The following is a 21,847-nucleotide window of genomic DNA, read 5'->3' as shown; positions in this document are numbered from 1 at the left end:
TACGCACTACACGGGTGAAAACTGCGCTTCACGGGCGTGGCCGGAAGCGGATTTGGCGAGTGAGGACAATTGCTGCACCAGCAGACGGCAATCGTCGCGGTCGGTCAGCCATTGTTTCCTGTCTGTTGCCGACAGGGTGTGGAAGGCATCCGCATAGGTTTGCGGGGTCATCCGGTTGAAGAGGGCGGCAAGATCGTCAGCGCCCGCCTGTTGCAGCACGAAGCCGATATTGCGTTTTTCAATGAAGCGAGCCGTTTCCGTGCCGGAAAGTGCAATCGGCAGAGTGCCGTAAAGGCAGCCCTCGTAAAGCCGGTTGGGCAGCAGCCAGCTGGAATTCTGGCCTTCCTCGAAAAAGTCGATCGCCCAGGTGAATTGCACCTCGCTGTAGATCGCGGCTAGGTCCTCGGGGTTTTTATAAGGTCCGTGGAAATGCACATGTGGAGCAGCCGCCACGAAGCCATCGAAATCAGCAAACTCCGAATAGGCCGGCCGGCCACGCAGGATGATTTCGACCCTGCCTTCCATGCGGCGAGCGAACTCAGCGAGAATTTCAAGCGATTTGCGGCAGCGAAGCGCGCCGAACCAGCCGATTTTCCATGGTTCGCCGGGCGCGGGCGCCCGTGGTCTTGGCGTGGCGGCAACGGTGTCGTCGAGCGCCAGCACCTTGTTTTCCTGCAACAGGACAGGAAGGTCGAGGCCCGACACGGGCTTGAAATAATGCTCCACGAATGCCGGGGAGCTTGTAACCAGAAGCTTTGCGTCGCGTGCGAAATAACGCTGCGCGGCATTCAGCATCTGTCCGGGCTTGCCTTCGTTGAGCAGCAGGCGGTGAATATCGAGACATTCGTAAACCAGCGCCGGGCGGCTGGAATAGATCGACATGGCGCGCTTTGCCAGAGCCAGCATTTCGAGGTTTCTGGCAAGAATGACGTCGGGTGTCGGGATGCCGCTCAGGACCTTTCCAAGAGAAAGGCTGGCTTTTGCAACCGCCGCCATGCGCTGCAGAAACTGCCCGTCGGCGGTCTCTCCGAGCACGACGGGCACGACGCCCTCGATTTCCGCCAGCCGGTTCTGCCCGCGCCGGAAACCGGCCAGCGTGACCCGCGCCCCGCCTGCAAGCAGCGTCAGCACCCGCCGACGAATGGCGGGGTCTGACAGATCATGCGCGAGATAGAGAATATGGATCATGCAGGGTTCCGGTCGGTTCGCGGGTCAAAGACGCCGCAGCACAGGATTTGGTTCAAAAAAATCGGTCAATTCAGAGCGCAGGCGATGCTTTCCGGGAACTGGCATTTATCGCCGAGCGCGGTGAAGGCGAAGCGGTCAACGACCATCTGCGATGGCCCGGCATAAGCAAACTTGCCCATCCAGTCCTTCAGCGTGTCGGTTCCCCACAGGCTGAAGAAGATTTTCTGAGCGTTCTGCGGAATTTTCGTCGCGTCCGTCACCTCATGAACAAGCTTGCCGTTGACGTAATAACGCAGGCGCTGCGGTTCCCAGACGAAGGCATAGTCGTTGAAGCCGGCATCGGCCCCGCCTTCCACCGGCACCAGCTTCTCATTGCCGCCCTTGGCGGACACATATTGGTTGAGCTGCACCTGACCGGTATTTTTGCCAAGAACCTCAAAGTCGATTTCGTCGTGCGGTTTTTTGTCGGTCGGGCCGATATAGGTGAAGAAGGCGGAGTTCAGGCCAGGGCCGGTGGCGGCCTTCATGCGCGCTTCATAGGTGCCGTAACGATAACGGCCCTTGGTCTGGATTTCACCGCAGGCGAAGTTGCGGTCGCCGGCCTTGGCTTCCTCGAAGCCCAGCGTCAGCTGGCCGTTCTCCACCGTTGCCAGCTTCTTCGACCAGGTGCAGTTCTGGTGCGCGCCGTTGTTCCAGCCGTCAGAAACGTACCAGAAGCTTCTGTCCATCTGGTCGAAATTCTCCATGAAGGACGTGCCATTGCCCTCTTGGGCTTTGACGGGGGCCGTGAATGCCGTTGCAGTGAGGGCGGCGGCAAGAAGAATGCGTGTCTGAACGCGGGTGACAAATGTTGTCATTGGTTCACCTCTGTCGTTGCGAATAAAGTGTTTCGGATGTGGGTGGGCCTATCGTGGAAGCCCGTTTGGCCGCGAATTCGGCCTTTGCCTTGCCTTTGCCGCTGCGGCTTCCGGTCAATACGGCATAGACGGCCGGCAGGTATTTGCGGGTCTGGGCATTGCTGATCACCAAAATGACGAAGGCGCAAAGCGTCGCGCTGATGTAGAAAGCGGGATAGAAATCCGGCCCGCCCTTGTTCCAGACCATCCACATGATGACCAGCAGCGGGTAATGGGCGCAGAATATCCAGAAGCTGAGACTGCCGGTCTCGGCGAGCCTCTGACCAAGCCGGCTGCGGATCAAGATCGATGAAGACACCCAGAAGCCGAGCGCGCCGAAGACCGCGAGCAGATTGCGCGACATATTCAGCCAGAATGTGAATTCAGGGCCAGTAAAATAGAGACCTGTGGCGAGAATGGCCGACGCGGCAAATGTCAACAACATGATCGGCAGGGCATAAGGATCAAGTGCCTTGACGTCGACCCGGTGCAGGGCAAGCGCGATGCCGAGCGAAAAGCTGAAGAGGATGGATTTTTTCTGGACAATGAAGATCTTCAGGTCCGGCATGGCCGTGACGATCAGCAGGATTACGAGCGTCGGCAGCGCAAAGCGGCGCATCAGAAATGCGAGCACAGGCGACAGCAGAATGCAGACAAAAAGGTCGCGCAGGAAATAAAGCGGCACATTCACCGGCAGCTCTTCCAGCGCCGTACCATGGCTGAGTATTTCGCGCGGGCTGGCGTTCCATAGGTCGGGAAAATATCCGACGCCAACCTCGAACAGCTGGATCAGCAGCACGGCGGCAAACAGTGCGCCATTCCACAAGAGGAATGGCAGCAGCACGGTTTTCGTCTTGGAGCGGATCGTCGCCGGATAATCGAAAGCGCTCATGCCGCGGCGAAACAGCAGATAACCGGAAATGGCGCTGAGACAGGGCACGCCGATGCGAAACAGCGCGTCGCCCAGGAAAACCCGCAGCCAGTCGAAAAAGCCGTAAAGGCCAAGAAAGGGGCTGGTTTCGGCATTGTGCGGCACATGCACGAACACGATTCCTGAAATCAGCAATATGCGCATCAAGTTGATACGGGAGGATAGGTTCTGATCGACAGTCACATCAGTCACCCCTATTGGGCGGCGTCTCCCCACGCCGCGTTGCAACCAGAGCGAACTTAAGCCCGCACTGGGAAGTCTGGTTTCGACTTTGGGATAAAATGTGGCGACGCGGGAAAAACACAAGATTAGATTTTGCGGGTGAATGTCTGGCGTCAGCACAGTTTCTATCGCGTGAAAAAATTAAACGATTGAAATAAATGAATTTTATCTAAACTCACGCTTCATTAAAAATCTCTGAAGCGTGCGAATTTGTCATTTGCCGTGATGTTGCGCTGCAAAAAGAGCGCCGAACCCACCTTGCCACGGCGAGAAAAATCACCGTGGCAAGGCCCCTTAACGGCAGAAATGAGGCGCATTTTTCTGTGACATTTCTAACCTTGAGTTGCGGTATTTGGCATGCGCCGTGATTTGACCATGCCCAGGATTTTTCCCAGCAGGGCACGTTCAGTCAGCAGGATCAGTATTGCATAGATGGCGCCGCCCACGGCAGCACCGATAAGAACCTGAAGGGTGGCATTGGGAATGCGATCGGCGAGAAGGTGAAGCAGATAGCGCACCGCAACGGCCATCACGAAAGCGGCTATCATCGGTCGACTGCTGACATAAAGGCCCCGGAAGAAAGGCGTGTCGCTAGCCTTGAACACGGCCCAGGAGTAAGCGACCAGTGTGACCGCGTTGACGATGCAAAGCCAGACCATGGCGTCTATCAGCGTACCATAAAGTGCCGCGAGCCACACTGCCACCGTGGTGACGATGGCGCGGATCGTCGCCGACCAGAACAGTACGCGGCCGTAACCAGCACCCTTCAGATACGGGATGAAGGTGCTGCACGGTGTGAGAATGGCCTTGGACAGGGCGAGGAGCCCGAGGACAGGCCAGGCATAGGCCCAGTTCTGGCCGAAGATGACAAGCATGGCCGGCTCGGCCACGGCCCAGAGACCGAACATCATGGGCGCGAGCAGTACGGTCAGCACCTGCGTGCTGAACATCAACGCATCACGACGGCGCTGCGGGTCGTCCATCATGCGGCTGAAGGCGGGAAACAGAACCCCCATGACGGCGGATAAAACCACCTGGTTGGGAATGCTGGCGAAACGGTTGGAGGCGGAATAGGCGCCGGCATCCGCCAGACCCAGGTGACGGGCAATGACCACCATCGGCGACTGGAATGTGACAAAATTGGCGATTTCCGAGCCCATCAGCCCCGAACTGAAGCCGAGAAGCGGCACCAGCCGGCGTGGCTTCATGACGAAACGCGGGCAATAGCGGGAAACCGCATAAAGCCCGACAAGACGGATGAGAGCTGCGGCAAAAAGCTGGATGATAAGCGCCCAGACGCCGAACCCCATGAAGGCGAGCGCGACCGCGACAATCGCTGCGATGCTCTCCGAGGCCATGCTCCATAGCGCATCCTTGCTGAAGTTCATCCGTCGCGCCAGCAGCGAATAGGCGACATCGCCGGCAAGCTGCAATGGAATGAGGAAGGCCATGATGCGCAGCAGGTATGCGCTTTCCACCGCCCCCAGCAGTCCGCCGAAAAATTCCGCCCAGATGTAGAGCACGGCTGCCATGGTGCAGGAGATCGCCAGATTAGCCCAGAAGACGGTATGGATCGTTTCCATATCCTCTTCCTTCTCAACGATGAGAGCGGAGGTGAGCCCCGCGCCAGCAATCATGGTCAGGAACTGTACAACCGTTAGTCCTACCGCTACCACCCCGAATTCCTCCGGGGAAAGCAGCCTTGCAAGAATAGGGACCGTGACAAATTTAAGCCCGAATGTCCCTGTTTTTGATAAAACGCTCCAGCCGACATTCGTGGTGATGGTCTTTACATTTGGCGCTGGGGGCATACAAGCATCCTGTTTCTGGAGGCCGGCGGGAGGAAGCCGGTTGGGAGTTGCCGATACCATCGGGGCCGCTTTTAGGATCGGGCCCGACACTTCTTGATCAACGCAAGGGGCGAAACAATGGCAAGATTTACTGTCGTCATTCCCTACTATCAAAAGCAGCACGGTGTCCTGGGACGTGCACTCGCATCGGTTTTTGCGCAGACTTACCAGGACTTCGATCTTGTCATCGTCGATGACGAATCGCCATACCCGATCGATCAGGAACTTGCGGAACTTTCGCAGGAACAGAAAGACCGGATTCTTGTCATTAAGCAGGCCAATGCCGGCCCGGGCGGCGCCCGCAACACCGGTCTGGACAATGTGCCTGACGGCACCGACTACGTTGCCTTTCTTGATTCCGACGACATCTGGACGCCCGATCATCTGCGGAATGCGGCCTTTGCGCTCACGACCTATGGCGGCGAGTGCTACTGGGCGTCCATGCAGGCAAGTGACGAATTTTATTATCATTTCGCCATTTCCGAGCTGGAGAAGAATGAGGGTGCGGCACGGCTTTCGGAGAAGCCGCTGGTGATCGAACTGCCGGATCTCGCAAGCGTCATGCTGCGGAACTGGAGCTTCCTGCATCTCTCCTGCATGGTGATCGGTCGTCCTCTTTTCGAGAAGATCCGTTTCGATCCGGCGCTCAGACTGGCGGCGGAAGACGTGCTGTTTTTCTGCGATTCCATCCTTGCATCGAAGCGGACACTGCTCTGTGACGACGCCGGCGCGATGCGCGGCATGGGCGTCAATATCTTCCACAGCATCGACAATACGTCGCCGGAATTCCTGCGCCAGCAGTTCAATACCTGGGTGGCGCTCGATACGCTGGAGGGACGTTTTTCTCGCCGGCCGGCCGATGTGGCGTCCATCGCTTCCTATAAAAACACGGCGCGCAAACAGGCTCTCTGGAGCCAGGCTGGCAACCTGAAACGGCGCAAGGCTCCCGAATTCGGTTTGCTCCTGAAATGGGCAATGCGCGATCCGGCACTGCTGCGCGCCGCTTTCGAACTCGGCGCCGGAAAAATCGTCCGATCCAGATGAGCGAATTTTCGCCCGCAACAATTTATATGTTTTTCACCCAGGAGTGACCTCATGAAACCTTACCACTGGGAATCTCATCACGGAAATTTCGGTGACGATCTCAACCTGTGGCTGTGGGATTTTCTGCTTCCGGGCCTGCGCGATGTGCATGACGATGTCATGCTCGTGGGCGTCGGAACGGTGCTCAACGACGTTCTTTTGCCCGCCAAGCAGCGCAAGCTGGTGATCGGCAGCGGCTATGGTTATGGCGCGGTGCCGGATACCAGCACCGAGTTCTGGGATATCCGGTGTGTGCGCGGCGAAAAAACCGCCGCCAAGTTGGGGCTCGCTCCCGAAAAAGGCATTGTCGATCCCGCCGTGATGGTCACCGAGATGCCTGATTTCAAAGGGCTGCCAAAGCTCCACAAGAAGACTTTCGTCCCCCATTGGGAATCGGCGGAATTCGGCATGTGGGAAGCCGTCTGTGAACCGGCAGGACTCACCTATCTCGACCCGCGCGGCGAGGCAAAAGCGGTCATCCGCGCCATTGCCCAATCGGAATTCATCGTGGCTGAATCCATGCATGGTGCAATCCTTGCCGATGCCTTCCGCGTGCCGTGGGTCGCCGTCAGCACTTCACCATCGATCAACAGCTTCAAATGGAGCGATTGGGCCGGCAGCGTCGGAGTCGAATATCAGCCGCGCTATGTGCCGGTTTCAACCCGCGCGGAAGCGGCGAAAAAGGGCTCACGCTTCTGGGGCATGAGCTTCCCGCCACCGCCCGCCCCCGTTGTCACCGCCGATTCCGTCTCTGCGCTTGAGGGCCGGGCGCATGAGGGCGATGTAATGGTGCGTCCGCAGGAAACGCAATCCCGCTCGTTGCGGAAGCTCGCCAAGCAGGTGCTGGCCGCACCTTCCACACTGGCGCTCTGGCAGGCAAGCCGAGCGGAACCGCGTCTTAGCCCGGATGGCAGACTGGAGGAACGCAAGGAGCGTTTCGCCGCCGTTCTGGAAACGGTGAAGCGGGATTATCTCTAGAGGTGAGGAGCGGATGCCGCAGAGAATTTTCTGCGGCTTTTGCTTGAGGACACCGTTGCCGCATCGCCATGCTTGGGCCTGTCCCGAGCATCTGCGACTGAGCGCTTAGAGGATACGTGAGCAAATCCCCGGGACAAGCCCCGGGGGCGGACGGCAGAGATTTGTCGTGAGTTGTCTTTTCCCTTAGGAAACCGGCGTGCCGTCCAGCAGATAACGCACGTCCCGCACCGGCGCCGCTTTGCGGAAGCGGGCGGTCTTGTCGCTCCAGATACCGCGTGTAATGGCGGGCAGGGCGGGCAGACGCGCAAGGGCGTGGCTCAGCGCTCCGCTCACACCCTTCTGTTTTTTTGTATCGAGAAAATGGCGAAGCTCGAATTTGGCGCGGATGTGTTTCTCGTGCTCGCGCAGGATCGCCGTTTCCTCTGCCGAGAGCCGGCAACCGGCGAGAATCGTCCTGTCTGCTTCGTAGAGAAGACGGAGATCTTCGGTTCGGTGGCGGCCACTCAGCGAGTTGCCGCGAACGATCGCACCGTAACCGCAATGACGGATGACCTTGTAGCGCGCGCCGGCCGCCAGCGCGCGCACGTAAAGTTCGTAATCCTCGCCAAGTCGCAGAGCCTCGTCATAACGCAGCGCATGTTTGTCGAGAAAGGCGCGGCGTATCACCGGTTTCAGGAAGCCGGTTTCCCCGCGCTCCACACCCGGCCTGGAAATATTGCCTTCCACGAATTCCGTCAGCGACAAAAACCGCGCCTGGGGCTTAAAGCGGGCCGGCTGCATGGAGGACGCGCCTGGAACGGATTGCTGGATGAAGGCGATATTATCGGCCACGAGGTCCCAGTCGTCATCGGCCAGCATGGCGGCGAAACGGCCGCGGAAGAAAAAATCGTCCGCATCGAGAATGCTGATGAGGGGAGCGGAGGAAATCGAGATGGCATGATTGCGCGCAGCCGATGGCCCGCGGTTGACGTCGAATCGCACCACCCGCAGGCGGCCCGTGCCGTCATCCGCCGCATGCGCCACGTCGCTCGTTGTATCGGTGGAACCATCGTCGATCACGACGACTTCGCCGACCTCTGGCTCCGCAAGGGCGGAACGAATGGCGATATCGATGGTATCAGATGCATTCTTTGCAGCGATGATGACGCAAATGGGCTGTGAACCGCTGACCATGGGGTGTCCTTCTGCTTTGACGAACCTTCAGGATTTGGCCAGCAGAAAGTGTCAGCGATATGGATGCAAGCGATTTTTTGCGATGCAATAAAAGCGGATGCGAAAAAACTTACATATCCGTCAGCTTTGCCCCATGCGGCGGTGCGCTTTTCGCGGTGTCTGCCGCAATTGTTTCAGCGCTGAGGTCCCGGGCAAAGGTCTCCCGCATCCGGCGTTTTTCACGGGCGACCAGAACCAAAATCGCCACGAAGTAACCGACTTGCAGAATGACTGCGCAAATGAGGGTCTGAATGAATGCCGTATAGAAGGAGCCGTGGATGAAATATGTCGCAACCGCAAAAGCAAGCAAAGCACCGATCATGCTGAAAAAAACACGAGGTGCATACATGTTGCTCTCCTCCCGAGAACGATTTCTCCATTTTTGACTGCGCTGCGGCATTTTTCTTCTTTGCAGGAAATATACGATGAGACCGGTGCTGTTTCAACACACATATACTTCTTCTACCTCCCGCGGCATGAAATTTCGGTAATCTTGATTGGTAAATTCCTCAGTAACTGCCGATTCGCATCGATGACGTCGGCCAGACAACAGCGATGCCTGCTTCTGATAAGTCTAAAACCGCCTCCGGTGCAGGCCTTGCGGAGTGTCTGGCCCGCTCTGCAGACTTCGTTAACCATCTCGCCTTTAAAAAGTCGGTATTGATTCCTCGAAGAGCAGGGTGCCCGCGTGACGACGAGTTCAGAAGTAATCGCCTTTCCGGCAAAGAACCGCATTGCCGACGTAAAACGATGTGCAACCATGCTCGACCGGCTGCATGGTGTGGAGGCGAATGATTTCTGGCGCAGGGAGTGCCGTGAACTGGCCGCCCGTCTGACGGCGCTTGGCTATGAGGACGCCGCGATGCGGCGCGAGGTCATGGAATTTCAAAACGCCGTGCAGGCTGAATTGTGGGCGGTGGATGCCGCGCCCGAGGCACGCCGCGACAGCCATTGATGGTTCTTTTTCTTCATTAAAAAAGCCGGCGGATTATAAACCAGCCGGCTTTTTTATTGGTTCCGGACGCCTTAGGAGGCGCCAGCGGCGCCGCGCGTGCGGGCAACGCCATCCAGTGCGGGCTTGTATTTGGGATCGAGTCGCGCCGCATGCGCATAGGACTTGGCCGCCTTGGCCATCTCACCGCGTCGCTCATAGACCAGCGCCTGGTTGGCCCAGGATTCCGCCACATTCCCGTCAAGCGAAATGGCGTGGTTGAAATCCGCGAAGGCGTTTTCGTCGTCATTGAGCGCGACGTAGGAAAGGCCGCGACCGTTATAGGGCTCCGGTGACGTCGATGACAACGAGATTGCCTTGGAGAAGTCCTCGATGGCCTGGGCATGCTGGTTACGCAGCTGGTAGATCAGGCCGCGATTGTGCCAGGCGCGACCGTCGGTGGTTTCCAGCTCGATGGCGCGGGAGAAATCGTTGAAGGCTTCGTTGACGCGTCCGGACTGCCGGTAAAGATTGCCGCGACCGATCAGCGCCACATCGTAGCTCGGATTGATCTGCAGGGCGGCGTTGTAGTCCTGAAGGGCCTGCTGCTGCTGGCCGCTATTGCGGTAAACCAGCGCGCGGTTGGCATAGGCCTGGTAAAAGCGCGGGTTGAGCTGCAGGGCCTTGTTAAAATCTTCGATGGCGCGGCGCGAATCGCCGGCGCGGCCGTAGGCCGAGCCGCGGACGTTGTAACCCTCAGGATCCTGCGGATTGGCGTTGATGACCGAGGTGAGCGAGGCGATGTTTTCCTGCGAGCCCTGTGCGCGGTCGATCCTGAACACATCTTCCGTCTGGTTGGATGTCGCGCAGCCGGAAAGACCGGCAAGCACGGCGCAGACGACCAGAGAAGCGCGGAACCCTCTGTTGTTTTTTAATGGCAACCGGCGCGTGGAGGCATCGGCGTTTTTCACAACACAGGTGTCGACAGCGATCATTCGGTGTGGGTTCCCTCGCAGGCCGGTCTCACGGTCGTTTTCAAGAGCGTTCTCCGGCCACAAACACAAAGAGCGGCGGCGAATTGATCGCCCCCGCCCAACAAGCATTCAAAAACGTCCAAAAGACGGCCTATTAACGGCCTGCGCGGGGGCCAGCAACCAGACCTTCGCGCTGTGCACGCTTGCGTGCCAGCTTGCGAACGCGGCGAACGGCTTCAGCCTTTTCGCGAGCGCGCTTCTGGGAGGGCTTTTCGTAATAATCACGCATCTTCATTTCACGGAAAATGCCTTCGCGCTGCATCTTTTTCTTCAGGGCGCGGAGCGCCTGATCAACGTTATTGTCGCGGACTAGTACCTGCACGTTAAACCCGTTCCTTTAGTTTGGTTATCTTGCTGTGTGAATAAAGGCATTCGCACGCAAACAAAAAGTGGTTCATCCGGCTGTTGAGCCGGGCGATTGGTGACGTGCAATAACAGATCATTTGCAGCAAGTCCAGCCGGTAGCGCATATTCAGCCACAAAATGCGCGCCGTCCCGCAATCTTTCGGCCATGTCGAAACAAAACCATTGCCGCGTCGCAAAATGGATATTGCCTCCCATCCCGATTTGCCATGTGTATGATACGGGCCGGGGCTATGTTCCAGGCCTCTGGCCGGTTCTCGAGGAGCAGATTGCGAATGCGCAAATATTCCGTTTTTGCCGTGGCGCGTGAGGCGCTCAGGGGTCATAAGGGCTGGGATGCGCAATGGGCCTCACCCGAGCCGCGCAAGGACTATGATGTCATCATCATTGGCGGGGGCGGCCACGGTCTCGGAGCGGCATATTATCTTGCCAAGGAACATGGCATTACCAATGTCGCGGTTCTGGAAAAAGGCTGGCTCGGCGGTGGCAATACCGGCCGCAACACCACCATCATCCGCTCCAATTATCTCTATGAAGAGAGCATGGATATTTACGAGCATTCCCTGAAACTGTGGGAAGGCTTGAGCCAGGATCTCAATTATAACGTCATGTATTCTGCGCGCGGCGTAATGATGCTGTCGCACAATATCCATGACCGGCAGTCCTTCAGCCGTCATATCAATGCCAACCGTCTTTATGGCATCGACAATGAGTGGCTGACGCCGGAGCAGGCAAAGGCGTACTGTCCGCCGCTCGACATATCCGGCAATGCGCGTTACCCGATCAATGGCGCAGCCCTTCAACGTCGCGGCGGCACGGCACGCCATGACGCTGTCGCCTGGGGTTATGCGCGCGCGGCCTCCGACCGCGGCGTGCATATCATCCAGAACTGCGAGGTGACCGGCATTCGCCGCGGGCCTGATGGCGCGGTGACGGGTGTCGAGACAAATCGCGGCTTCATCGGCGCAAAGAAGATCGGCGTATCGGCCGCCGGTCATTCCTCCGTCATCATGAAGATGGCAGACGTGCGCGTTCCCTTGCATTCCAACCCGCTGCAGGCGCTGGTTTCGGAGCCGCTGAAGCCGATTTTCCCCTGCGTCGTCATGTCCAACACGGTGCATGCCTATATTTCGCAGTCGGACAAGGGCGAGCTGGTGATCGGAGCTGGCACCGACCAGTATAATTCCTACTCCCAGACCGGTGGTCTGCAGATCATCACTCACACGCTCGACGCTATCTGCGAGCTGTTTCCGATCTTCCGGCGGGTGAAGATGATGCGCCAGTGGGGCGGCATCACCGATAACACACCTGATCGTTCCGCCATCCAGAGCGTGACGCCGGTGCCAAACCTTTTCGTTAATTGCGGCTGGGGCACCGGCGGCTTCAAGGCGACGCCGGGCTCCGCCAATCTCTTCGCGCATCTCATCGCCCGCGGTGAACCGCATCGCCTGGCGGCCGGGCTGACGCTTGACCGGTTCCGCACCGGCCGCCTGATTGATGAGGCTGCCGCTGCCGCGGTGGCGCATTGATGCTGGCGGCGGCCATGCTTGCGATCAATATATCAGGCGCGGCCGAGGCCGTGCCCGCCGGTAGCGTCATTCCCGGGGCCGAGGATTTTCGCAGCCAGAAGATTGCGAAGATGCAGGGTGAGAAAGACTGGCCCTTCACGGCGGAAAAAGGCCTGCTTTTGTGTGCTCCCAGCCTCGCGGACAAGATGGTCTATTTTGTCGGAGAGAATGAGGATGGCGAGCAGGATTATCCCTTCGCGATCGACACCGACATGATGGCGGTCGCCATCGTCAATATGGGCCGGGCCTCGGCGTTGCGCCCCTTCGATAATTTTGAGCAGCTTTTAAAGCGGCTTTCCCCTTTTGTAGCCATGGGGAAGCGGCTGTGTGACCAACCCGCCGGAACAGCGCTTCCGGAAAATTCTCTCTAGGTGGAGCGACGATGCTTCTGATCCATTGCCCCTATTGCGGGGAAGACCGTTCCGAACTGGAATTCCGCTGGGCGGGCGAAGCCCATATCGCCCGGCCGGAAAACATCGCCGATATCTCCGACGAGGCCTTCGCGGAATATTTCTTCATCCGCGACAACGACAAGGGCCTCGTTTTCGAGCGCTGGCGTCACATTCACGGCTGCGGCCGCTTTTTCAACGCCGCCCGCGACTCGGTGAGCGACAGATTCCTGATGACCTATAAGGCGGGTGAACCCAAACCCGATATTGAAACGGTCCTTTCGGCAGAAAAGGGAGCCGGGCAATGAGCGGCGATTATCGTATCAAGGGCGCAGGCCGTCTCACGCCGGCGAGAACCGCGCGCTTTACCTTTGACGGCAAGATCTATCCGGCGCTGGAGGGCGATACGGTTGCATCAGCCCTTCTGGCCAATGGCGTGCATCTGATCGGCCGCTCGTTCAAATATCACCGCCCGCGCGGTTTCCTGTCCGCCGGGCCGGAGGAGCCGAATGCGCTGATCGACGTGTCGCGCGACAGCCTGCGCAAGCAGCCGAATGTGCGCGCCACGGTGCAGGAAGTCTTCGACGGCGCGATTATCGCCTCGCAGAACCGTTTCCCGTCGCTGTCCTTCGATCTGAGCGCTATCAACGATCTTCTGTCGCCGATGTTCGCGGCCGGTTTCTACTACAAGACGTTCATGTGGCCGAAGGCCGCCTGGCATAAGATTTACGAACCGCTGATCCGCCGCGCCGCCGGCCTCGGCAAGGCGCCGAGCGAGCCGGATGCGGATCATTATTCCGGCCGTTATGCCCATTGCGACGTGCTGGTGGCCGGCGCTGGTGTCGCCGGTCTCACAGCTGCGCTTTCTGCCGCGAAAACTGGCGCCAGCGTCATTCTGGTGGATGAGAATGCGGAAGTCGGTGGTGCGTTGCGCTTCGACACTGGCGCTGTAATCGACGGCCTGCCCGGTTATGAATGGGCGCAGAAGGTGCTTGCCGAACTGCAATCCATGCCCAACGTCCGGGTTCTGACCCGCACGACGGCCTTTGGTTATTACAACCACAATTTTGTCGCGCTCGCCGAACGCGTCACCGATCATCTCGCGACGCCGGCCAAACATCAGCCGCGCGAGCGCCTTTGGCAGGTCCGCGCCAAAAAGGTCGTGCTGGCGGCCGGTGCGATCGAGCGCCACATGGTCTTCGCCAACAATGACCGGCCTGGCATCATGCTGGCTTCGGCCGCCCGCACCTATCTGAACCATTACGGCGTCGCCGTGGGCCACAATGTCGGTGTCTACACCGCTCATGATTCCGCCTATGAGACTGCCTTTGATCTGAAGAAGGCCGGGGTGAAGATCGCCGCCATCGTCGATTGCCGCGAAAATCCGGACCAGCGTCTGCTGGACGAGGCCCGGGCGCTCGGCATCGAGGTGCTGGCGGGTCACAGCGTTTACAACACCGCCGGCCGCCTGCGCGTATCTTCCATGACGGTCGGCCGCAATGGCGGGTCGAACAAACGCAAGATCGCCATCGACGCGCTTGTTGTCTCCGCCGGCTGGACGCCTTCAGTGCATCTGTTCTCGCAATCGCGCGGCAAGCTCAAGTTTGACGCGGCTAACCAGCGTTTCCTGCCTGACATTCATGTGCAGAACTGCGTCTCCATCGGCGCCTGCAATGGCACGGATGATCTTTCGGCGCTGATCGCCGAAGCCGCGGCTGCGGGTGGCGGCGCGGTAGCGTTTTCCGGCGAAAATGCGCGGACCTGGACCGGCGGCATGATTGGCGCTGCCGAAGGCGCAGGTGAGGGCACCGGCGTCAAGGCTTTCATCGATTTCCAGCACGATGTCTGCGCCAAGGATATTCGCCTTGCCGTGCGCGAGGGCATGCATTCGGTCGAACACATCAAGCGCTTCACCACCAATGGTATGGCGTCCGACCAGGGCAAGATGTCGAACATGCATGGCCTTGCCATTGCATCGGAAGCGCTCGGCCGGGATTTGCCCAAGGTCGGCCTCACCACCTTCCGCCAGCCCTATACGCCGGTTACTTTCGGCACGCTCATCAACCATTCACGCGGCGCGCTGTTCGATCCCGCGCGCAAGACGCCGATGCACGACGAAGAGCTGGCGGCTGGCGCGGTATTCGAGGATGTCGGCAACTGGAAGCGTGCCTGGTTCTTCCCGCGGGCGGGCGAGGACATGCATGAAGCGATCAACCGTGAATGCAAGACGGTTCGTGAGAGCGTTGGCGTGTTTGATGCCTCAACCCTCGGCAAAATCGAGGTGGTTGGCCCGGATGCGGCGAAGTTCCTGAACCTCATCTACACCAATGCCTGGGATACGTTGAAACCCGGCCGCTGCCGTTATGGCATCATGACCCGCGAAGACGGCTTCGTTTACGACGACGGCGTTGTTGGGCGCCTGGCCGAAGACCGTTTCCACGTGACGACGACCACGGGCGGCGCGCCGCGCGTTCTCCAGCACATGGAGGACTATCTCCAGACCGAATTCCCCGATCTCAATGTCTGGCTGACATCGGCAACCGAACAATGGGCCGTGATTGCCGTGCAGGGGCCGAAGGCGCGCGAGGTTATCGCGCCTTTCGTCGAGGGTATCGACCTTTCGCCGGAGGCCTTTCCGCATATGGCGGTGGCGGAAGGCAAGTTCTGCGGCGTGCCGACGCGGCTTTTCCGCGTCTCCTTCACCGGCGAACTCGGTTTCGAAATCAATGTGCCTGCCGATTACGGCGCGGCCGTCTGGTCTGCAATCCGGGAGAGGGCTGAAGCCGTCGGCGGCTGCCTCTATGGTACCGAGACAATGCATATCCTGCGTGCCGAAAAGGGCTATATCATCGTCGGGCAGGATACGGACGGCACCGTGACGCCCGATGATGCCGGGCTTGCCTGGGCTGTCTCCAAAAAGAAAACGGATTTCGTCGGTATTCGCGGTCTGAAACGCCCCGATCTAACGCGCTCCGGCCGCAAACAGCTTGTTGGCCTGAAGACGAAGGACCGGCTGACCGTTCCGGAGGAGGGCGGTCAGATCGTTGCCGATCCAAACCAGCCAAAGCCAATGACCATGCTTGGCCACGTCACTTCAGCCTATTGGTCGGAAAATCTCGGCCACTCCATTGCTTTCGCCTTGGTGGCGGATGGCAGGGCGCGCATGGGCGAAACGCTCTATATTCCGCTTGCCGATAAAACCATTGCCGTCGAAGTGACCGACATGGTCTTCCTCGACAAGGAAGGAGCCCGTCTCAATGGCTGATATGCTGCACGCAAAACGCAAATCCGTGCTTGAGGATTTTCACGGCGGTTCCCCCTTCGTATCGCTGAAGCCTGCGGCTTCTGCCTCGCGGTTGTCGCTGCGGGCACGCGAGAGCGCCGTGCCGGCGCTGTCCGAAGCGCTCGGTCTTGCCCTGCCGACCAGCCCGAAAAGCTCGGTCACCTCTGGTCTGCGATCCGCTCTGTGGCTCGGCCCGGATGAATGGCTGGTGATCGATCAGGGCGAAAGCGATCTCATGGTGGCGCTTGCCGGCGTTTCCGGCCTGTTTTCGGCAACTGATATTTCCCACCGCAACACCGCCATCATCGTTTCCGGCGCTGGCGCGGAAGCAGCTCTCAATGCCGGCTGCCCGCAGGACCTTTCTCTTGCGAGGTTCCCGGTAGGTGGCTGCTCACGCACTATTTTCGGCAAGGCGGAAGTGGTCCTGCTGCGCACGGCGGATGACACATTCCGGGTGGAGTGCTGGCGCTCATTCGCGACCTATGTCGGCGGGCTGCTGCAGGAGGCGGCTGAGGACGTGGCGGTTTAACTCTCTGTCCAACCCCGCCATTCCACCCATCGCCCATGGAAATCGGCGCGGCCGATTTCCTGCTTTTCGCCGCCCGGCCAGATTTGAAGCGTCATTGCAGCACCGCCGGGCGTCGCATCCGCTTCCATTTGCAGCCGGGCAAGCGGGGCGTCCGGCGTGGCGCGGGCGCCGGCCTCGGCAATCACAGTCTCGCCGGCCTGTTTCAGGTCATCGGGCAGATATTGCCAGGCGACGGAATGATAGATGACATGGGCAGCGCCCGGATATTGCGTGGCAAGGCGGCGTTGCAGCCAGTCGACAGCGTCGGCCTTCTCGACATGCAGAGCGTGTTCCATCGCTATGCGCAGGGCGGCGGCCGTTCGTTCGAGCCTGTCCGTCTGGTCGGCCCAGACATAGGACATCAGCCGCAGACGATCTTCCGCGGATGACGGATCAAGTGGGTTGATATCGCAGCCGGCGCGCTCGATAACGTCGATCCGCTCATGGGGGGGTGTGTCGCCGCGCCATTCCGGTGACAGGAAAACATCGGACTGTTCACCCCAGGCGAGATCGCCGAGGCGATATCGGTAACGGTCAAATTGCAGGTTGAGGCCAGCGCTGGCCCCGACTTCGGAAAGCACCAGCGGCTTGCCCGTCATTTTCGCAATCGAAAGAAAGCCAGGCAGCAGAACGGCAGAACGGCGAACCTCGTTGGTCTGCGGCGGTGATTGCAACCTTTCGAGGATGAAGGCGGAATGAAAACGCAGGGCGTTTGCACATGCCTGCCAGAGCGCTTCTTCGTTTTCCGGCGGAATATCGGCGAGCGGCGCAATCTTTTCCTCTATGGCAAGCGCATGCAGGGCGCCGGCCAGCCGTAGCGGTACGGAATCTCCGGATGGGCCGACATCGCCGGACCAGGACAAAATTCGCTCGCCGACCTCTGTCTGTCGGTCGAGCCTTGTTGCCATGGCGCGGCAAAGCCGTGCCGTGAAGGGAGAGCCGAGGCTGTCGCAGGCTCTTGCCTGAACGAGAAACGCATTCCTCACGGCTTCGTCATGCATGCGGTCTCTCCCTCGTGGGTTTCAGGCGTCCTCCGGCCTGTCCTCCGGATTGAACTGGCTGATGGTGGTCCAGCGCGCGGTTAGCGCCGGCTTTTTCTCGTTTTCGATTTCCACCGTCACATCGTAGGTGGTCATCAGCATGGAGGCTCCGCGAAAGCGCGTCTCAGCCAGGGTGAAACGGCCGCGCACGCGAGCACCGCTTTTGACCGGAGCGACGAAACGAATGGCGTCGAAGCCGTAATTGATGCCCATGGTCTGCTCGCGAATGCGCGGCAGGGCGTCGTAATTCAGGGCCGAAAGCAGAGACAGCGTCAGGAACCCATGCGCAATGGTGCCGCCAAAGGGACTTTCCGCTTTGGCGCGTTCCGGGTCTGTGTGGATGAACTGGTCATCCAGTGTTGCTTTTGCGAAGCTGTCGATCATTGTCTGGTCTACCGTGATCCAGTCGGAAACGCCCATTTCTGTGCCAACGTGGTTTTTCATCTCGGCCAGCGCAATTTCTTTTGTCATGTTACCTCGTCCGCATTGTCTCCCGCGACTTATACGGCTCGTGACGCGACGGGATCAACCGCGCAGATAAAACACCACCGAACGGGCTGGAAGGAAGGCGGGGTTACCGAAATCCGTGCCGATGGCGGACCAGCCATCGCCCGGCAGGGTGAAAGGCACGATCTCACGGCTGCGGTTTATCAGCACGGCAAGTTCAGCGTCGGCGCCAGTTTCCCGGTCGAGGGTGGAAAGCACCATGGCAAAAGCCTGCGCAATTGGCCTTTCCCAGTCTGCCGTCGTCATCGGCTCGCCGGCGGGGGCGAGCCATGTCACATCGCCATGGCCAGAGAAGAAGCCTGTCCCCGAAAACACGTCGAAACGTTTGCGCAATGAAGCGAGAAAGGCCGTATGGTCGATCAATTCGCGGGAAAGCGATGACCAGTCGACCCAGCTTATCTCATTGTCCTGGCAATAGGCGTTGTTGTTGCCTTGCTGGCTGCGGCCGCCCTCGTCGCCCGCCGTGAGCATCAGGGCGCCGCGAGAGACGAAAAGCGTGGAAAGCAGCGCCTTCACATCTGCAATCCGGGCTGCTCCAATGACGGGATCGTCTGTCAGCCCCTCAAAACCATTGTTCCAAGAATGGTTGTCATTGTGGCCGTCGCGATTGCTCTCGCCGTTTTTCTCATTGTGCTTATGTTCGTGGCTGACGAGATCGTACAGGGTGAAACCGTCATGGGCAGCGAGAAAATTGACGCTGCGGGTGTTCTGGCGGCCATGGCGGGAAAAGATCGGCGAGGAACCGGAAAGCGCATCGGCCAGCGCCCCGGTCGTGCCGGCGTCCCCACGCCAGAACCGGCGCATGTCATCGCGGGCGCGATCGTTCCATTCAAGGAAGCTTTCCGGAAAATTGCCGAGCTGGTACCCGCCGGGGCCGATATCCCACGGTTCGGCGATTAGCAGGCGGTCATAAAGCAATGGGTCCGAATGCATGGCCGAGAGCGTTTCGCTTGCCATTTCGAAGCCATTGGCCGTTCGTCCGAGCACTGGGGCCAGATCAAAGCGGAAACCGTCCACGCCGGCACTCAGAACGAAATGCCTGAGAGAATCGATAATAAGCTGCCGGATATAGGGATGGTCGCAGGCGACCGTGTTGCCGGTGCCGGTATCGTTGACCAGAACCCCCGGTTTGCCCGGCGGGTGACGAAAGGCGGTGAGATTGTCGAGCCCGCGCAGCGACAGAACCGATCCTTCGATATCGCTTTCACCCGTGTGGTTGAAGACCAGATCGAGAATGACGCCGATTCCCTGCGCATGCAGCGCTGCAACCGTCTCGCGCAGTTCGCGCACGCCACCGGGACAGAGTCGAGGATCAAGCGCCATGAAGCCGACGGGATTATAACCCCAGGCATTGGAAAGGCCGAGAGGCGGCAGGTGACGCTCGTCGATCCACGCGGTAATCGGCATCAGCTCCACCGCGTCGACGCCGATTTTTTTCAGGTGGGCGAGGATGGCGGGATGGGCGAGCGCGGCGACGGTGCCCCGGATGTCTTCCGGCACCTCGGGATGCAGCTGCGAAAAGGACTTCACGGAAAGTTCGTAAATCAGCCCACCTTCGGCGAAAAGCGGGGGTTGGCGCTTGAGCGGCTCATGGCTGGCAAGAATTGCCTTGGGCACGATGTGGCCCGTTTCCTGACCAAAGGCAAAAAGGGCTGGATCATGCCGGAAGGAACGGTCTATCTCGGTGGCATAGGGGTCGAGCAGCAACTTTGCGGGATCGAACCACAGGCCATGTTCGGGCGAATAAATACCGTGAGCGCGAAAGCCGTAACGCGTACCCGGGCCAACGTCGGAGACGATCAATCCGTGAATGTCGCCTTCGCCGCGCACCATTGGCAGGCGCGCCATCTCTTTTTCCCCGGCCGTATCGAAAAGACAAAGATCGATCTGGGAGGCGTGCCGGGAATAGACCGTGAATTCCGTTCCGTTTTCCGTCTGCAGCGCGCCTTTGGGGAAAACGGAAGGTGTCTGCATTATCTGTCTCCGCTAGATAATATCTCTTCTGAAAGGTATCGGCAGAATAGGAGGGTTGGAAACCCTCCTCCATCATCCTCGAGCAAGCCCGAGGATGACGCCGAGCAGGGTGGCGGACGTGTCACTCCAACGAGTTGCCTTGTGAACTCATCGTATTGTGCCCGGCTCTCTCAGGAGAAAGCAGCGCCGCAGCCAGCTTATGTGATAACGCTCGGCGCGCTTCGTCCCGTATGGGCCTTGATGCCGGCGATCGTATCGGCAACGGCAATCAGGTCGGCGAGCGCTTCCTGCGTTTCGATGCCGTGACGCGCCGCGTCCGGCTCGTAACGCTCGACATAGAGACGAAGTGTGGCACCTGCCGTACCGGTGCCGGAAAGGCGCAGCACGATGCGCGAACCGCCTTCGAACAGGATGCGGATACCCTGGTTCTTGCTGACGGACTGATCGACCGGATCGTGATAGGCAAAATCATCTGCCGCGGCGGCCTTCAGATTGCCGTAGCTGGTGCCGGGAAGCGTCGCGAGCTTTTCGCGCAGGGTCGCCACCAGCGTGTTGGCGGCGTCCGAATCCACTTCCTCATAGTCGTGGCGGGAGTAATAATTGCGGCCATATTCGGCCCAGTGCTTGGTGACGATGTCCTTCACGCTTTCCTTGCGGGCGGCGACGATGTTCAGCCAGTAGAGCACGGCCCAGAGACCATCTTTCTCGCGTACATGATTGGAGCCTGTGCCGAAGCTTTCTTCGCCGCAGATCGTCACCCTGCCGGCATCCATGAGGTTGCCGAAGAACTTCCAGCCGGTTGGAGTCTCGTACATGCCAAGGCCGAGCTTTTCGGCGACACGGTCAGCTGCCGCACTTGTCGGCATGGAACGGGCGATGCCGGAAATGCCTGCCGCGTAACCGGGCGCCAGTCTGGCATTGGCGGCGATGATCGCCAGACTGTCTGATGGCGTGACGAACATGCCCTTGCCGACGACCATGTTGCGGTCGCCGTCGCCATCGGAAGCAGCGCCGAAATCGGGGCCTTCCGGGCTCATGACATCGTCATAAAGCTCCTTGGCGTGGACAAGGTTAGGGTCGGGGTGATGGCCGCCGAAGTCCGGCAGCGGTGTAGCATTGCGGACCGAGCCCTTCGGAGCGCCAAGCCGCTTTTCGATGATCTCAACGGCATAAGGGCCTGTGACGGCGCTCATGGAATCGACCACGACCTTGAAGCCGCCGGCGATGAGGGCACGGATGGCATCGAAATCGAACAGCTCTTCCATCAGGGCGGCATAATCGGCGACCGGGTCGATCACCTCGACCGTCAGATCGTCCACCTTGAAGCTGCCCACCTTGTCGAGGTCGATATCGGCGGCGTCTGAAATTTTGTAGCTGTCGATGACCTTGGAACGGGCGTAGATCGCGTCGGTGATCTTTTCCGGGGCGGGACCGCCATTGCCGATATTGTATTTGATGCCGAAATCTTCGGTGGGGCCGCCGGGATTGTGGCTAGCGGAGAGCACGATACCGCCGAAGGCCTTGTATTTGCGGATGATGTTGGATGCGGCCGGCGTGGAGAGAATGCCGCCCTGACCGACCAGAACCTTGCCGAAGCCGGCGGCGGCGGCCATCTTGATCGCCTTCTGGATGACTTCGCGGTTGTAGTAACGGCCATCGCCGCCGATCACCAGCGTCTGGCCTTCAAAGCCCTCAAGCGCGTCGAAGATCGACTGGATGAAGTTCTCGGCGTAATTTTCCTGGGCGAAGACGGGCACCTTCTTGCGCAGGCCTGAAGTGCCCGGCTTCTGGTCCTGATAGGGCTTCGTCTGAACAGTCTTGATCATTGGT

The 21,847-nt window shown here is 59.3% G+C and carries 20 protein-coding genes; 8 read left to right on the top strand and 12 right to left on the bottom strand.

Translation table 11 applies throughout. From position 1 onward, the window contains the following. Positions 1–6: 6 nt before the first annotated feature. The 4 genes from DOU54_RS02260 to DOU54_RS02245 form a co-directional block, all read right to left on the bottom strand. Positions 7–1,188 carry a glycosyltransferase family protein gene (locus DOU54_RS02260; RefSeq protein WP_113730401.1) on the bottom strand — a complete coding sequence of 394 codons (1,182 nt, stop codon included), beginning with the start codon at positions 1,186–1,188 and terminating at the stop codon, positions 7–9. A 65-nt stretch (positions 1,189–1,253) separates the two neighbouring features. Further along, positions 1,254–2,045 (bottom strand): endo-1,3-1,4-beta-glycanase ExoK, encoded by a 792-nt coding sequence (gene exoK, locus DOU54_RS02255; protein WP_113730399.1) that lies wholly within the window; start codon positions 2,043–2,045, stop codon positions 1,254–1,256. A gap of 4 nt (positions 2,046–2,049) precedes the next feature. Beyond that, positions 2,050–3,198: an acyltransferase family protein gene (locus tag DOU54_RS02250; protein WP_022563429.1), complete on the bottom strand. Its 1,149-nt coding sequence runs from the start codon at positions 3,196–3,198 to the stop codon at positions 2,050–2,052. A gap of 371 nt (positions 3,199–3,569) precedes the next feature. Further along, positions 3,570–5,048, bottom strand: coding sequence for a lipopolysaccharide biosynthesis protein (locus tag DOU54_RS02245; RefSeq protein WP_108081710.1), 1,479 nt, complete (start codon positions 5,046–5,048; stop codon positions 3,570–3,572). 117 nt (positions 5,049–5,165) lie between these two features. Between DOU54_RS02245 and DOU54_RS02240 the strand changes: the two genes are divergently transcribed. Together DOU54_RS02240 and DOU54_RS02235 are read left to right on the top strand one after the other, a co-directional pair. Further along, positions 5,166–6,131 carry a glycosyltransferase family A protein gene (locus DOU54_RS02240; RefSeq protein ID WP_004437703.1) on the top strand — a complete coding sequence of 322 codons (966 nt, stop codon included), beginning with the start codon at positions 5,166–5,168 and terminating at the stop codon, positions 6,129–6,131. Positions 6,132–6,182: 51 nt separating this feature from the next. After that, positions 6,183–7,148: a polysaccharide pyruvyl transferase family protein gene (locus tag DOU54_RS02235; protein WP_006698107.1), complete on the top strand. Its 966-nt coding sequence runs from the start codon at positions 6,183–6,185 to the stop codon at positions 7,146–7,148. Between the two features lie 183 nt (positions 7,149–7,331). On the opposite strand, the gene DOU54_RS02230 is transcribed toward DOU54_RS02235, so the two are convergent. Continuing rightward, the gene (locus tag DOU54_RS02230; protein WP_113730397.1) at positions 7,332–8,321 is read right to left on the bottom strand and encodes a glycosyltransferase family 2 protein; all 990 of its coding nucleotides are present in this window, start codon (positions 8,319–8,321) and stop codon (positions 7,332–7,334) included. Positions 8,322–8,430: 109 nt separating this feature from the next. After that, positions 8,431–8,709 (bottom strand): exopolysaccharide production repressor protein, encoded by a 279-nt coding sequence (locus DOU54_RS02225; RefSeq protein WP_113730395.1) that lies wholly within the window; start codon positions 8,707–8,709, stop codon positions 8,431–8,433. A gap of 339 nt (positions 8,710–9,048) precedes the next feature. On the opposite strand from DOU54_RS02225, the gene DOU54_RS02220 reads away from it, so the two are divergent. Then, positions 9,049–9,315 carry a DUF6074 family protein gene (locus tag DOU54_RS02220; RefSeq protein ID WP_004437715.1) on the top strand — a complete coding sequence of 89 codons (267 nt, stop codon included), beginning with the start codon at positions 9,049–9,051 and terminating at the stop codon, positions 9,313–9,315. Between the two features lie 71 nt (positions 9,316–9,386). On the opposite strand, the gene DOU54_RS02215 is transcribed toward DOU54_RS02220, so the two are convergent. Further along, positions 9,387–10,286, bottom strand: coding sequence for a tetratricopeptide repeat protein (locus DOU54_RS02215; RefSeq protein WP_006698105.1), 900 nt, complete (start codon positions 10,284–10,286; stop codon positions 9,387–9,389). A gap of 133 nt (positions 10,287–10,419) precedes the next feature. Beyond that, the gene (gene rpsU, locus DOU54_RS02210) at positions 10,420–10,647 is read right to left on the bottom strand and encodes a 30S ribosomal protein S21 (protein WP_003508541.1); all 228 of its coding nucleotides are present in this window, start codon (positions 10,645–10,647) and stop codon (positions 10,420–10,422) included. A 316-nt stretch (positions 10,648–10,963) separates the two neighbouring features. Between rpsU and DOU54_RS02200 the strand changes: the two genes are divergently transcribed. From DOU54_RS02200 to DOU54_RS02180, 5 genes are read left to right on the top strand one after another with little or no spacing between them, the layout of a single operon-like run. Next, the gene (locus tag DOU54_RS02200) at positions 10,964–12,217 is read left to right on the top strand and encodes a sarcosine oxidase subunit beta family protein (RefSeq protein WP_003522141.1); all 1,254 of its coding nucleotides are present in this window, start codon (positions 10,964–10,966) and stop codon (positions 12,215–12,217) included. Then, complete coding sequence (locus tag DOU54_RS02195; RefSeq protein ID WP_044459466.1) at positions 12,217–12,627, top strand: hypothetical protein; 411 nt, start codon at positions 12,217–12,219, stop codon at positions 12,625–12,627. Before DOU54_RS02200 ends, DOU54_RS02195 begins: the two co-directional genes overlap by 1 nt. Before the next feature lie 11 nt (positions 12,628–12,638). Further along, complete coding sequence (locus DOU54_RS02190) at positions 12,639–12,953, top strand: sarcosine oxidase subunit delta (RefSeq protein WP_004437737.1); 315 nt, start codon at positions 12,639–12,641, stop codon at positions 12,951–12,953. Continuing rightward, positions 12,950–15,910: a sarcosine oxidase subunit alpha gene (locus DOU54_RS02185; RefSeq protein WP_113730393.1), complete on the top strand. Its 2,961-nt coding sequence runs from the start codon at positions 12,950–12,952 to the stop codon at positions 15,908–15,910. Before DOU54_RS02190 ends, DOU54_RS02185 begins: the two co-directional genes overlap by 4 nt. Beyond that, a complete protein-coding gene (locus DOU54_RS02180; RefSeq protein WP_113730391.1) occupies positions 15,903–16,457 on the top strand; it encodes a sarcosine oxidase subunit gamma in 555 nt (184 codons plus the stop codon). Before DOU54_RS02185 ends, DOU54_RS02180 begins: the two co-directional genes overlap by 8 nt. Here the strand turns inward: DOU54_RS02180 and DOU54_RS02175 are convergent. The 4 genes from DOU54_RS02175 to DOU54_RS02160 all read right to left on the bottom strand — a co-directional run bounded on the left by DOU54_RS02175 (position 16,454) and on the right by DOU54_RS02160 (position 21,843). Beyond that, positions 16,454–17,497, bottom strand: coding sequence for a DUF2332 domain-containing protein (locus tag DOU54_RS02175; protein ID WP_113730389.1), 1,044 nt, complete (start codon positions 17,495–17,497; stop codon positions 16,454–16,456). The two genes, DOU54_RS02180 and DOU54_RS02175, sit on opposite strands and share 4 nt — an antisense overlap. Before the next feature lie 21 nt (positions 17,498–17,518). Continuing rightward, a complete protein-coding gene (locus tag DOU54_RS02170) occupies positions 17,519–18,007 on the bottom strand; it encodes a MaoC family dehydratase (RefSeq protein ID WP_004437750.1) in 489 nt (162 codons plus the stop codon). A gap of 54 nt (positions 18,008–18,061) precedes the next feature. After that, positions 18,062–20,017: a glycogen debranching protein GlgX gene (glgX, locus tag DOU54_RS02165; protein ID WP_113730387.1), complete on the bottom strand. Its 1,956-nt coding sequence runs from the start codon at positions 20,015–20,017 to the stop codon at positions 18,062–18,064. Positions 20,018–20,214: 197 nt separating this feature from the next. After that, complete coding sequence (locus DOU54_RS02160; RefSeq protein ID WP_113730385.1) at positions 20,215–21,843, bottom strand: alpha-D-glucose phosphate-specific phosphoglucomutase; 1,629 nt, start codon at positions 21,841–21,843, stop codon at positions 20,215–20,217. Positions 21,844–21,847 lie beyond the last annotated feature (4 nt).

Origin of the sequence: Agrobacterium sp. MS2 (genome assembly GCF_003261015.1) — a bacterium.
GTDB lineage: Bacteria > Pseudomonadota > Alphaproteobacteria > Rhizobiales > Rhizobiaceae > Agrobacterium > Agrobacterium pusense.
This window is presented reverse-complemented; position numbering and strand designations above follow the sequence as displayed.